At 42.8% G+C, this 12,672-nt stretch carries 12 protein-coding genes; 3 read left to right on the forward strand and 9 right to left on the reverse strand.

What is annotated here, in order from left to right; translation table 11 throughout:
• Nucleotides 1-99: 99 nt before the first annotated feature.
• From SM123_RS00250 to hisS, 4 genes are all read right to left on the reverse strand, one after another.
• On the reverse strand, nt 100-729 hold the full coding sequence (locus SM123_RS00250; RefSeq protein ID WP_320909565.1) for an HAD-IA family hydrolase: 630 nt from the start codon (nt 727-729) through the stop codon (nt 100-102).
• The gene (locus SM123_RS00255) at nt 726-2,006 is read right to left on the reverse strand and encodes an MATE family efflux transporter (RefSeq protein WP_320909566.1); all 1,281 of its coding nucleotides are present in this window, start codon (nt 2,004-2,006) and stop codon (nt 726-728) included. The genes SM123_RS00250 and SM123_RS00255 overlap by 4 nt, the downstream gene beginning before the upstream one ends.
• A 50-nt stretch (nt 2,007-2,056) precedes the next feature.
• Nucleotides 2,057-3,541 carry a threonine synthase gene (gene thrC, locus SM123_RS00260; RefSeq protein ID WP_320909567.1) on the reverse strand — a complete coding sequence of 495 codons (1,485 nt, stop codon included), beginning with the start codon at nt 3,539-3,541 and terminating at the stop codon, nt 2,057-2,059.
• Nucleotides 3,542-3,721: 180 nt separating this feature from the next.
• Complete coding sequence (hisS, locus tag SM123_RS00265) at nt 3,722-5,005, reverse strand: histidine--tRNA ligase (RefSeq protein ID WP_320909568.1); 1,284 nt, start codon at nt 5,003-5,005, stop codon at nt 3,722-3,724.
• 170 nt (nt 5,006-5,175) lie between these two features.
• On the opposite strand from hisS, the gene SM123_RS00270 reads away from it, so the two are divergent.
• Nucleotides 5,176-5,517: a metal-sulfur cluster assembly factor gene (locus tag SM123_RS00270; protein ID WP_003010891.1), complete on the forward strand. Its 342-nt coding sequence runs from the start codon at nt 5,176-5,178 to the stop codon at nt 5,515-5,517.
• Nucleotides 5,518-5,678: 161 nt separating this feature from the next.
• On the opposite strand, the gene SM123_RS00275 is transcribed toward SM123_RS00270, so the two are convergent.
• Nucleotides 5,679-6,953: a uracil-xanthine permease family protein gene (locus SM123_RS00275; protein ID WP_070586605.1), complete on the reverse strand. Its 1,275-nt coding sequence runs from the start codon at nt 6,951-6,953 to the stop codon at nt 5,679-5,681.
• Between the two features lie 587 nt (nt 6,954-7,540).
• Entirely contained in the window at nt 7,541-9,244 is a 1,704-nt protein-coding gene (gene ilvD / locus SM123_RS00280; RefSeq protein ID WP_049515503.1) for a dihydroxy-acid dehydratase, read from the reverse strand.
• A gap of 214 nt (nt 9,245-9,458) precedes the next feature.
• Between ilvD and rpmF the strand changes: the two genes are divergently transcribed.
• Nucleotides 9,459-9,641: a 50S ribosomal protein L32 gene (gene rpmF, locus SM123_RS00285; RefSeq protein ID WP_003009516.1), complete on the forward strand. Its 183-nt coding sequence runs from the start codon at nt 9,459-9,461 to the stop codon at nt 9,639-9,641.
• Between the two features lie 15 nt (nt 9,642-9,656).
• The gene (gene rpmG, locus SM123_RS00290; RefSeq protein WP_001265622.1) at nt 9,657-9,806 is read left to right on the forward strand and encodes a 50S ribosomal protein L33; all 150 of its coding nucleotides are present in this window, start codon (nt 9,657-9,659) and stop codon (nt 9,804-9,806) included.
• Nucleotides 9,807-10,252: 446 nt separating this feature from the next.
• Here rpmG and SM123_RS00295 read toward each other — a convergent pair whose 3' ends face one another.
• The 3 genes from SM123_RS00295 to SM123_RS00305 form a co-directional block, all read right to left on the reverse strand.
• Nucleotides 10,253-11,056 (reverse strand): hypothetical protein, encoded by an 804-nt coding sequence (locus SM123_RS00295; protein ID WP_320909569.1) that lies wholly within the window; start codon nt 11,054-11,056, stop codon nt 10,253-10,255.
• A gap of 345 nt (nt 11,057-11,401) precedes the next feature.
• A complete protein-coding gene (locus SM123_RS00300) occupies nt 11,402-12,037 on the reverse strand; it encodes an SdpI family protein (protein ID WP_320909570.1) in 636 nt (211 codons plus the stop codon).
• The gene (locus tag SM123_RS00305) at nt 12,024-12,305 is read right to left on the reverse strand and encodes an autorepressor SdpR family transcription factor (RefSeq protein WP_003009465.1); all 282 of its coding nucleotides are present in this window, start codon (nt 12,303-12,305) and stop codon (nt 12,024-12,026) included. The genes SM123_RS00300 and SM123_RS00305 overlap by 14 nt, the downstream gene beginning before the upstream one ends.
• Between the last annotated feature and the right edge of the window lie 367 nt (nt 12,306-12,672).

The raw sequence follows: 12,672 nt of genomic DNA on the forward strand, positions 1-12,672 counted from the left end.
TTTCTAAACAAAGTTAGGAGGTCTTTGTTTATGCTTCTATTATAGCGGACATTTCTTAAAGAAAGCTTACGACTTTATTTCAAAATGAAAACAAATTCTTTACAGATTCTTTTCAGCGTTTAAAATAGCTGGGATATCTAGTAAGGTGTTCATCTGATGATTGCCTTGATAGTCAGACGTCAAGAAATTGATACTCTGAATCTGGCTATTTCTTGCAAAGTCAATATCCAGGCTCCGATCCCCAATATAGTAGGTATTTTCTGGCTCCAACCCGTACTTCTCCATCAGATACATGGCAGCTTCTGGGTCAGGCTTGCGGGCAAAACCACTTTGACTGGTCAAAATCTCTGTAAAAAAAGATTCCAAACCCAAGTCCCGCAGGATGACAAAGGCATTCTCTCCCTTATGGGTATAGACAAACTGCTCAATTCCAGCTTCTTGTCCCCAGGCTAGGACATCAGGCGCCCCATCCATCAGAAGGACCTGGGCATTTTTCTCTGCTAGACTTTCAGCTCGGCGATGATTCAAGTCAGTCACATCCAGATGATACTCCTCCGCCACGGCTACTAAAAGATCTTGAACCGAATGCTTCAAGATGTAGTCTTTAATGCTAGCTCGGTCAAAGGGAAGCTGATAAGTTGCATAGGTCTCCTCAAGACCTGCCAGAATCGCATCATAGGAATCCAGCAAGGTCCCATCCAAATCCCAAATAAAGGCTCGTTTTGTCATTTTTTCTTCTCTCCTACTTTTCGTCTATATAGCTGACTCAAAAATAGCCAACGAAAGCCATTGTCGAGCAGCGTCCCCGTCCAGACCCCTGGAAGGCCAAAGCCAAGGGTTACTCCAAGCAGATAACCGGCTCCAATTCGAATGACCCACATGCCAATCGTCGTTGCATAAAATGGAAGTTTCCCATTTCCCAAGCCTTGCCAAACAGCTGTATAGATGACCGTTCCTGCTGTAAACGGCGTTCCTAACAAAGAAAAGAGGACAACCGAAAGGCTAGCTTCGACTGCTTTTGTATCTTGTGTGTAGAGATGGGTCAGAAGGGTGCCCCCAAAAAAGATTCCCAAGGCAATGGGTAACATGAACACGAAGGACAACCAGTAAGACTGCTTTCGAAGGCGGGCAATCTGCTCAAGATCACCTTCACCCAGGCTCCGTGCCACGAGCATAACCGTCGCTGTGGCCACTCCAAATACAGGCATGTAGTTGAACTGGGTCAAGGTCTCTCCGATGGCATTTCCTGCGACTGCCTCGGTCCCAAAAGCAACCACGATCGCAATGATTACCACATCTCCAGCCCGCATCATCAGCCGCTCTCCGGCTGCTGGAAGTGCTAAGTTCAAGAGCTTACGATCCAATCCCCAACGAAGGGGGGCAAAGGGTAGCTGGACCTTTTGCCACAAGAGGACAACCCCCACCAGACGAGCCAGCACTGTCCCCAAAGCTGCTCCGACAATTCCCCAGCCAAAAAGGAAAATGGCTACAGAGGAGAACAGAGCATTTAATAGATTGGTCAAGAGGCTCACATACATAGGAAGACGTGGATTGTTGGCCACCCGAACCAAGGAGCCCAAGGTCGTCATCAATCCTAAGAGAACAATGGTCCCGCCGACCAAGGAAAGGTAAATCCCCCCGCTTTCGGCTACTGCAGCTTCAGTCCCCAACAGCGAAATCATCTGGCGCCCAAATAACAGCGATGCCCCTCCTAAGAGAGCACTCAACAATAAGGTCACCTTCAGTGACTCTGTCGCATGGTAGGCAATATTTTCTTGATTTTTTTCACCCAAGCTTTTGGACATAACACTGGCAACTGCCGCACCCAGTGCCAAAAAGATGGCTTGATAGATGGTGATGATATTCTCTGCGACGGAAACACCTGAAATGGCAATCAAGCCCAGGTGAGCCACTAAATAAGAGTCCACCATGCCCATCAGCATTTGTAAGAAATTTTCACCCATGGCAGGAAGGGCGATATTTAAGATTTTTTTGTATGAATTCATGAGTATATAAAAGAGCCAAACGGCTCTTTTGATCTTTCTAATACAGAGAATTAAAGTCCCAAGTAGTCTTCTACGGCTGCTTGCATGTCTTTGGCTGCCACGCTTGTACGATGGCGAACTGGTGCAGTTTCAAGGCCGTCTACAGCCGGTGGCACAGGAACACCTGAGAGTGTGTGTAATTTAGCCAAGGCTTCGAAATCGCCTAGACCTGTCTCGCCCGTCACCGCTTCTACTGCCACAACTGGGAATTTATAAGGACTTGCTGTAGAGGCAATGACTGTTTTAGCAGTATCCCCTGTTTGGGTCCGGTATTTTTGGTAAACGGCTGATGCTACGGCTGTATGAGGGTCTTCGATGTAATCAGACGCTTCATAGACCCGCTTGATCTCTGTAGCAGTTTCTGCTTCATCTGCGTATGCAGCCGCAAACAAATCTAAGATGTCTGCATCAAAGTTGGACAATTGGTACTGACCTGTTGCAACAAGGCTTTCCATCAATTCTTTGGTCTTTGTGGCATCATTGCCTACCAAGTGGAAAATCAAGCGTTCCAAGTTTGAAGAGACCAAAATATCCATCGATGGACTGGTGGTCACCTTGAACTCACGTTTCTTATCATAGACATGTGTTTTGAAGAAGTCTGTCAAAACATTGTTTTCATTTGACGCACAGATCAATTTTCCAACTGGAAGACCGATTTGTTTGGCATAGAAAGCTGCCAAGATATTTCCAAAGTTTCCTGTTGGGACGGTAAAGTTGACTTTTTCTCCCGCTGTGATTTGGCCTGTCTTCACCAATTGCGCATAGGCGTATACATAATAGACAACCTGAGGCACCAAACGACCAATGTTCATAGAGTTGGCTGATGAGAATTGCATCTTGTTGGCTGCTAATTTTTCACGAAGCGCCACATCATTGAACATGTGTTTGACATTGGTTTGGGCATCGTCAAAGTTTCCATCGATGGCGATGACATGGGTATTGTCCCCCGTTTGAGTCGTCATTTGCAATTCTTGCACCTTGCTGACACCATCTTTTGGATAAAAGACAATGATCTCTGTCCCTGGAACATCGGCAAAACCTGCCATCGCAGCTTTTCCTGTATCTCCAGAAGTCGCCGTCAAGATGACAATTTTATTTTCCAAACCGTGCTTTTTAGCTGCTGTTGTCATAAAGTAAGGCAAGATCGACAAAGCCATATCTTTAAAGGCAATGGTGGAACCGTGGAAAAGTTCCAAGTTGTATTGCCCATCGAGTTTGACAAGCGGAGCAATAGCTGGGGTATCAAACTTGCTGTCATAAGCATGAGAAATACAGTAGTCCAACTCTTCTGCTGTAAAGTCGTCCAAAAAGGCTGACAAAACAAGCTTGGCCACTTCTTGGTAAGAAGCGTCTTTGAGGGTATCAAAATCCAGCTCTACTTGAGGATAAGAGACTGGAGTAAACAAACCGCCATCTGTCGCCAATCCTTGAAGGATGGCTTGACTAGCTGTTACAGTATTTTTTTCATCTCGTGTTGATTGATAAACTAATGTCATGACTGTTTCATTCCTTTACTAGTAGTCTTCTCATTATATCATAAATGTCAGAAAATTTAACGGCTTTTCGCCAAATCTTGGCAAAGGTCGGCAAACAGAAGCTAGATAAAAGAGAGCAGGCGCAACGACTTTGCTCCTACTCCCATGCGAATCTGTTTTTCAGGTGTCTGCAAGACTTGATCAAGCCAATCCCAACTCTGCTAAAACAGATGGGAAGTCTTTCTTCAAGCTTTCAAGAGCTACCGTTACTTCTTGACGAGTTTGGTTATTTTTCACAGTAACTTGACCGCTCTCAACTTCACTACTTCCTAAGGTAATCAAGGCTTTGGCCGCAAAGACATCTGCTGACTTAAATTGTGCCTTGAGCTTGCGTCCAAGGTAATCACGTTCTGCCTTGAAACCTTGGATTCGAAGGGCCTGAACCAAGCTAAGCGCTGCTTCATTGACTTCATCTCCTAGGACAGCGATATAGGCATCTAGGCCTGTTTCGATCGGTAATTCAATGCCTTTCTTTTCAAGAACGAGAAGGATCCGTTCCAGACCAATCCCAAATCCAAAACCAGCTGTCGCAGGGCCACCGAAGTATTCAACCAAACCATCATAGCGACCACCCGCACAGACTGTTAATTCATTGCCTTCAATTTCTGTAATGAACTCAAAAATCGTGTGGTTGTAGTAATCCAAGCCACGCACCATATTGGTATCGATGACATAGGCTACCCCCAAGTCTTCTAACATCCGACGAACCGCATCAAAATGCGCTTGGCTTTCTTCATCTAGATAGTCTAGGATGGAAGGAGCCTGTTCAACCGCGGCCTTGTCTTCTTTTTCTTTTGAATCCAAAACACGAAGCGGATTTTCTTCTAAGCGACGTTGGCTGTCCTTAGACAATTGATCCTTCATTGGCAAGAGGTAATCAATCAAGGCTTGACGATAAGCCTGACGACTAGCAGGGCTTCCCAAGGTGTTCAAGTGCAAGGTCACATTATCAATCCCTAGTTCTTTCAGGAATTGCGCGGCCATGGCAATTGTTTCGACATCCGTTGCAGGATTGCTCGATCCAAAGCATTCTACCCCAATTTGGTGGAATTGACGCAAACGACCTGCTTGAGGACGTTCGTAGCGGAACATTGGGCCTATGTAATAGAACTTACTTGGTTTTTGTACCTCAGGCGCAAAGAGTTTATTTTCTACATAGGAGCGGACAACAGGAGCTGTTCCTTCTGGACGAAGCGTGATATGACGGTCTCCCTTGTCATAGAAATCATACATTTCTTTGGTAACGATATCCGTCGTATCCCCTACTGAACGGCTGATGACTTCATAATGTTCGAAGATCGGTGTGCGGATTTCATCATAATTGTATCGCGCAAAGACCTTGCGTGCAAAGCCTTCTACATATTGCCATTTCGCTGAATCGCCAGGAAGGATATCCTGGGTCCCTTTTGGTTTTTGTAATTTCATAGCCTTCATCCTTTGTCTTACTTTTGCCTCTATTTTACCACAAATTCGAAGAGAAATGGAGGCTGGACCGAATTTCCTTCGTTCGACACGTTCAAAACCTCTTTCTCTTCTTGCCTTATCAGCCGAATTATGAGAAAATGGAAGCCATACTACACTGAAAGGATCTTGCGATGAGAGAGGATATCAAAATCAATGACCGCGCCCTGGCACTAGAGAAGCCGTTAATCGAAAAATTGGAGCTTGTATTTGATACCGATGTTGAGTTAGATGTTTATAATCTGGGACTGATCTACGAGATCCATCTAGATGAAGCCGGCACTTGCAAGGTGGTTATGACCTTTACCGATACGGCTTGTAGCTGTGCTGAGAGCCTTCCGATCGAAATCGTCGCTCGCCTAAAAGAAATCGAGGGGATCGAAGATGTCAAGGTTGAAGTGACTTGGTCACCCGCTTGGAAAATTACACGAATCAGCCGATACGGGCGCATCGCCCTTGGTCTTCCACCACGATAATAAGCATTACCTTTTAAAAAATGCATTCAACTAACGAAGGAAGGCCTCTTTGGAAATCCGATCCACAATAAAAACGAGGAACACCAGCTCTGACATCAGAGTCTGTTCCTCGTTTTTTATAATGTTTAAATCCATTCAAACTTTTTCACTACCAGAATGGACTAAGCCTCATCAGCTTTTGGTTCTGGAAGGATTTGATACAACACAATCCCAAGAATGGTTGACGTTGCGACACCAGTGATTTGAAGACCACCGAGGTCAATCATCAAACCACCGATCCCTGATACCAAGATCACACTTGCAATCAAGAGATTCTTTTTATTATCAAAATCAATCTTATGTTCAACTAAAATTTTCAAACCACTAGCAGCGATAACCCCAAAGAGGGCAATAGACAAACCTCCCAATACAGGAGTTGGAATAGAGTGCAAGAGTGCTGATAGCTTCCCAATAAAGCTCATGACAACCGCAATCACTGCCGCGCCTGAAATAACGTAAACTGAGTAGACCTTACTAAGGGCCATCACCCCAATGTTTTCCCCATAAGAAGTTACTGGAGGAGCTCCAAAGAATCCAGCAATAATCTGTGCCAAGCCATCACCAGTAAGCGTATGATCAAGCCCTGGATCCTTGAAGTAATCACGCTCAGTCAAACTGTTTAAAACCATGAGATGGCCAAAATGTTCCGTCATGGTCACAAAGGCAATCGGAGCCATGGTCAAAATCGCACTTGGATAGAGCTTAAAGCTATAATCCACAAATGGAATGTCAAAGTTTGGAACTTGAATCCAATGCGCCGCACTTACCTCTGAGAAATTGACAAAACTATGTCCTGTCAGCAAACCAAGAGCCAATGAGAAAATATAGCCCACAATTAATCCAAGTAAAATTGGGACGACACCGACAATCTTCTTGCCATACATGTTAAAGAGGATAACCGCAAAGAGGGTCACCATCGAAATCAATAGAGCATAACCACTATAGCTTTTATTTAAGGTTGTCGCATCAGTGACTGCATTTGCCGCAAGACTCAAACCAATTACCATGATAATGGGACCAACCACGATTGGTGGAAGGACCTTATTAATCCAATCTTTACCCGCATGCTTAACAATCAGAGCTACAAACAAGTAGACCAAACCACCCGCCATAGCACCCTGGGCAACTGCCGCGATCCCATCTGACTTCATCAGCATTTGCATCGCTGCAATATAAGCAAAACTAGATCCCATGTAGGCTGGAATCTTATACTTGGTCACGGTTAAGTGAGCCAAGGTCCCCAAACCAGATGAGAACAAAGCAATGGCAGGATCAATCCCAACCAAAATCGGCACCAGCACTGTCGCCCCAAACATGGCAAACAAATGCTGGAAAGATAAACCAACCAATAAACCAGGTTTTGGCATATCATTCACATCATATTTAACGTCATTCACGATCGTAAAAACCTCCTAAAATTAAGATGCAGCAAGCTATGGCTGAACAAAAACGTCTACCTTCGATGACCAAATCATAAGGACGCACTCCCTGCTTCCATCATCGACGATTTCTTTTTTATCAAACCACTTTTCAACTATACAAAAAAATCCCCCACAACAAGGAGATACACAAAATATAGGCTGGTCTTCCCAGGCCTTTCATTTCCATAGCTCCTTGCCTGCCTCTCTGGACAGTATTAAAGGATTGATTCGATTAGTCACAATTATAGCAAATTATAGACGGATTTACAAGAAAAATGACAGATAATACACTCAAATCTCCCAAAAAGTAATATTCATACGCTTCAGCGACAGGGTTAAAAATAGCGACTTTGAGCCCAAAAAGAGGCTGGGACAAAAGTCCTAGCCTCTCAATTGTTTTTGGATTGTCGAGCAAGACGCAGTGGTTGAGTGGGCTCTACTACACTGATTTCATCAGCTTTTACAGCCCTACTCAACTGTGCGGAGGTGGGACGACGAAATCGAATTCTAACGAATTACCGATTTCTGTCCCACTCTCTCTTTGGACAAAGTCGTCCTTGTAATTACTGTTTACCAGACTGTTCCATATTCCAGAAGTCGGTTACAGCACCACGTGATGCTGAAGAAACGATGTGGGCGTATTTACCCAAAACCCCACGGCTATACAGTGGTGGCAAGGTTGTTTCAGCCTTCCGTTTTGCCAACTCTTCGTCTGAAACGTGCATGGTGATTTCTTTGGTATCTTGATCAACTGTTACCATGTCCCCTGTGTGGAGGTAGGCGATTGGGCCACCGACCTGAGCTTCAGGCGCGATGTGACCGACAACGAGACCATAAGTCCCACCTGAGAAGCGGCCGTCTGTCAAGAGGGCCACCTTGTCTCCTTGGCCTTTCCCAACGATCATAGATGACAAGGACAGCATTTCCGGCATACCAGGACCACCCTTAGGACCTACAAAACGAACAACAACAACGTCGCCATCCACGATTTCATCCGAAAGAACGGCTTCAATGGCAGCTTCTTCTGAGTCAAAAACCTTAGCAGGACCAGTGATGTTACGAACTTTCACACCTGATACTTTGGCAACTGCCCCTTCTGGAGCCAAGTTCCCTTTCAAGATGATCAATGGACCATCGGCACGTTTTGGATTTTCAAGTGGCATGATGACTTTTTGACCTGGTGTCAAATCAGCGAAGGCTTCTAAGTTTTCAGCCACCGTTTTACCAGTACAGGTGATGCGATCCCCGTGAAGAAAACCATTCTTAAGAAGGTATTTCATGACGGCTGGCACACCACCAACATTATAAAGGTCTTGGAAGACATATTTTCCTGAAGGTTTCAAGTCCGCCAAGTGAGGCACGCGCTCTTGGAAATCGTTGAAATCTTCAAGGGTCAAGTCCACATTAGCCGCATGAGCGATCGCAAGCAAGTGAAGGGTCGCATTGGTAGAACCACCGAGCGCCATGGTCACTGTAATCGCATCTTCAAAGGCTTCACGGGTCAAGATATCTGATGGTTTGAGACCCATTTCCAGCATCTTGACAACAGCACGACCCGCTTCTTCGATATCGGCCTTCTTATCCGCTGATTCAGCAGGGTGAGAAGAGGAACCTGGTAAGCTCATACCAAGGACCTCGATCGCTGTCGCCATGGTATTGGCCGTATACATACCACCACAGCCACCAGGGCCAGGGCAGGCATTACACTCAAGATCTTTCACTTCTTCAGCGGTCATATCACCGTGATTCCACTTCCCGATCCCTTCGAAAACAGAAACCAAGTCGATATCCTTGCCATTCAGATTACCCGGTGCAATGGTACCACCATAGGCAAAGATCGCTGGGATATCCATATTGGCAATGGCAATCATGGAACCAGGCATGTTCTTATCACAGCCTCCGATAGCTACAAAGGCATCCACGTTGTGACCCCCCATAGCCGCTTCGATAGAATCCGCAATGATATCACGTGACGTCAAGGAGAAGCGCATCCCAGGCGTTCCCATAGCGATCCCATCGGCAACCGTAATGGTCCCAAATTGAACCGGCCAAGCACCTGCATCTTTCACACCTTCTTTGGCCAGTTTTCCAAAATCGTGAAGGTGGATGTTACAAGGGGTATTTTCCGCCCATGTCGAAATCACTCCAACAATCGGTTTCTCAAAACTCTCATCGGTCATTCCCGTCGCGCGAAGCATGGCACGGTTGGGAGATTTTACCATGCTATCGTAGACACTACTACGATGGCGTTTGTCTAATTCTGTCATGTCATTCCTCTCGTTCCATTTTTTACCATTATAGCATAAAAGAGGCCACAAAGATAGGCAAGGACTTTGAAGAGACAGACGACAGAAAAATTTCTTTCAAAAATTTCAATTTTTTTGTCAAGTAACTTTACTTTACAAAAAAGTTTTGTTATACTGTTACAGTTGATGAAAATCAAACCTAATTGAATTTATATCTTAAAAGGAGAAAAACGAAATGGCAGTACCTGCACGTCGCACATCAAAAGCGAAGAAAAACAAACGTCGTACGCACTACAAAGTAACAGCTCCATCTGTAAACTTTGACGAAGCAACTGGAGATTACTCACGTTCACACCGTGTATCACTTAAAGGATACTACAAAGGACGTAAGATCGCTAAAGCTGCATCAGCTGAATAATAGAAGGGAGATACCATGCGCGTAAATATTACACTTGAACACAAAGAATCTGGTGAACGCTTGTACCTTACTTCTAAAAACAAACGTAACACTCCAGACCGTCTTCAATTGAAGAAATACTCACCAAAACTTCGCAAACACGTTGTGTTTACAGAAGTTAAATAATAGAGTTTAAAAAGTCGTTGAAAATCAATTTCAACGACTTTTTTCTTTTTGCCAAATGCAGTATATTGCACTCTATTTCAATTCAAGCTCTGGCTTTTTCCAAAAATTAAGTTGGGAAAATATTGTCTTTCCATGATATTTGCATTTAATGATATGAACACTACTAAAATTATATATTATTATACAACTTTATATTTAATAATATAGGAAATCTCTAAAGATAGGGCTTTTATCACTCACGAAAACTTTAAAATATTCGAACCTCTTATCTGAACCTGAAATCAAAAGTTTAAAGTCTTTAGTTTCATTTTTCCATATATATTCTATCTCAAATTGATAACTATAGTCATACGCTACGTATCTATCTAACAGTCCATTAATTTTATTAGCAGCATATTTTTTGATTCGATCTTCTTCCTATAGAAAACCTGATTTTTATATCTTATCTATTTTAAGTCAATACCACTATGACCTTTTCTCACAGAAATCATAAAATCATGATAATCTCCTGGAACATCATTTTCTGAATCAGCCTCAGTTAATCCCACATAATAAGAATCTTTTACTTCCTCTGCACTCTTTGAGAAGAAACCTTCTCTCAATATCTTTTTAGTTTTTTCTACTTGATAGGACATTGAGTCTTTGGCAAGCTGTTGTACGGCAAATGTTAAAACCATCTGCATTTGATTTTTGCTATACTCATCTCGATCATATGTCCCAAAAGTGTAGTTCACTACCCTTGCCTTTGGTTCCTTATAGTTTGATGCAACGACTGCATCAAACTGTTTTTGTACATCTTTGATTGTTTCATCTAAGCGTTTCAATTTTTCTCTCACGTCAGCGGAGTTTTTCGCGTCCCACGATAGCTGTATACCTTCCTTCTTCATTGATTCTAATTGAACTTCCATCCTTTCCCTGAGCTGTTGTTTTTGGCGATAAAAATTACGTTCATGAGCTTTTTTTGCAATTTCGAGTATCTGTTTGTCATTCTTCCCACTAAATTCACCAAGATCTATATCCAGTCCCAAATAAGCTACCACATTCCCTTTCCCATCAAAATGATACACAGCGGTAACTGCATCATATGGATTCAAAGTAACTTTTTCCCCATGATGGACATCAATCCATACAGAATCCGTTTTCAACTCTTCCGTCATTTTTATCCCTTTAATTTTAATATGTAACCCTTCACAAGCGACCAACACTACTGCTATCAATGATAGAAAGACTAATTTCATCCATGTCTTCATTCTAATTTCTCCAAAATTAAATTCCTCCAAATTATTATACCATATACTGATATTTATAGCTTTTTCTCACATTTTTTAATATACTTAGAAGAAAAATATCCATTGAAATAATCATACATACTACAACTCTGAGAGATGACTCCTTTGAAAAGTAATTCTTAATGGTAATATACATTCTGTTAGCTCTCTTCGTTAGTTTTATCATATCTTCAGTCTTATATATCGATTTTAAATGGTGGATCACTCTGGCTGTGAATGCAAGTTTTCTGTTCTCCTATCCAAAATCGAAAAACAACCGGAAAAGAAACAGTTCACGACTGCTTCTTCTCTGGTTGTTTTTTCATACTAACGATTTTTCCGACTTAATTGATAAGAGTACATCACAGGGATAAGGACAATGGCGAGGATGACCAGCACCAGTACATAAGAAAGCGCGAATTGAAGGCCTGCTTCAAGTAGGAGGATCAAACCTCCGAGGACCCACAATTTCCCTGCCAAGCGATGGGTTTTGTGCCAGTTATCTTCACTCTGTAAGGTCCAAGGTAGGCGGATTCCAACCGTATGGTTCACTTTCAACTTAGGCATGTAATTGCCCATGATCACAAAGATGAGCCCTAGCAAAGCCGAAACAAAAACAGATGGATTGGTAGTAGATCCTAGCGCCTTGCTATAAATGAGATAGGAGGTACTTAAGGAAACGATTGGGGTCAACCAGTAAATCGCTCTGATCATTTTTTCATTCATAGCGCTATTCTTAGGATCACGTCCGATCATAAAGATCACAAACAGATGCACCATGAGATCGAAAATAGGAAGACCAAACACAACCAGGGGTTTCGATTGGAAGTTATTGGCCTGGCCAGCAAAATTGAAGTGAATCGGGATTTGGTTAGGCAATTGCGACCAAATCATCAGCCCCCAAAGCATGGGGAAAAGGATCACCATAGAAGTTAATAGCAATAGTTTTTTATTCGTTTTCATCAGTAGAGTCTCCTTTCAAATCAACGAGCCAGACCATTAAATCCTCCAAGACTGAAGTATTGAGTTCATAGTAGATAAAATTCTTCTCTTTTTCCTCTCGAATTAAATCTGCCTGCTTGAGGAGGCTTAAATGATGGGAAATGGTCGCTCCTGCTACATCAAAGTGGCCAGCGATATCACCAGCAGATAATTTCCCCGCCTTTAGCAGTTCTAAGATACTTCTTCTTATCGGATTCGATAAAGCTTTAAATGTTTGCGCAAAATTCATTCTCTATCTCCTCTAATCTATTTAGAAATCTTTCTAAATAGATTCTAGTACTTTCGGATGGGTTTGTCAACTCTATTTAGAAAAAATTCTAAATAGTTTCTGTTGTAAAAAAATATCAGACCTAAGACCGATTCTTATAAGCAGCGTCTTTCCTTAAGTTTTCTTTAAGAAATCAGCCTTATAATAAAACCATCAAATGAAGACCTCCTAACTTTGTTTGATAGAAAATCCTAAACTTTTTCATAATAATCTCCCTATAAGAGCCACCAAAACCGGTGGCTTTTTCTCTACGTACCTTTACGAGCATCAGCGAGTTTAGGTACGTTGACGCAGTTCGAACGACAGTGAGAACTACGATCTTTATTTC

The organism is Streptococcus sp. S5 (assembly GCF_034134805.1).
GTDB lineage: Bacteria > Bacillota > Bacilli > Lactobacillales > Streptococcaceae > Streptococcus > Streptococcus lingualis.

What these genes read in the sequence shown, in the direction of transcription:
- rpmF (WP_003009516.1), top strand. Translation starts at nt 9,459, where the DNA reads ATGGCAGTACCTGCACGTCGCACATCAAAAGCGAAGAAAAACAAACGT.
- SM123_RS00250 (WP_320909565.1), bottom strand. Translation starts at nt 729, where the DNA reads ATGACAAAACGAGCCTTTATTTGGGATTTGGATGGGACCTTGCTGGAT.
- hisS (WP_320909568.1), bottom strand. Translation starts at nt 5,005, where the DNA reads ATGAAATTACAAAAACCAAAAGGGACCCAGGATATCCTTCCTGGCGAT.
- SM123_RS00295 (WP_320909569.1), bottom strand. Translation starts at nt 11,056, where the DNA reads ATGAAGACATGGATGAAATTAGTCTTTCTATCATTGATAGCAGTAGTG.
- rpmG (WP_001265622.1), top strand. Translation starts at nt 9,657, where the DNA reads ATGCGCGTAAATATTACACTTGAACACAAAGAATCTGGTGAACGCTTG.
- SM123_RS00300 (WP_320909570.1), bottom strand. Translation starts at nt 12,037, where the DNA reads ATGAAAACGAATAAAAAACTATTGCTATTAACTTCTATGGTGATCCTT.
- SM123_RS00270 (WP_003010891.1), top strand. Translation starts at nt 5,176, where the DNA reads ATGAGAGAGGATATCAAAATCAATGACCGCGCCCTGGCACTAGAGAAG.
- ilvD (WP_049515503.1), bottom strand. Translation starts at nt 9,244, where the DNA reads ATGACAGAATTAGACAAACGCCATCGTAGTAGTGTCTACGATAGCATG.
- SM123_RS00255 (WP_320909566.1), bottom strand. Translation starts at nt 2,006, where the DNA reads ATGAATTCATACAAAAAAATCTTAAATATCGCCCTTCCTGCCATGGGT.
- thrC (WP_320909567.1), bottom strand. Translation starts at nt 3,541, where the DNA reads ATGACATTAGTTTATCAATCAACACGAGATGAAAAAAATACTGTAACA.
- SM123_RS00305 (WP_003009465.1), bottom strand. Translation starts at nt 12,305, where the DNA reads ATGAATTTTGCGCAAACATTTAAAGCTTTATCGAATCCGATAAGAAGA.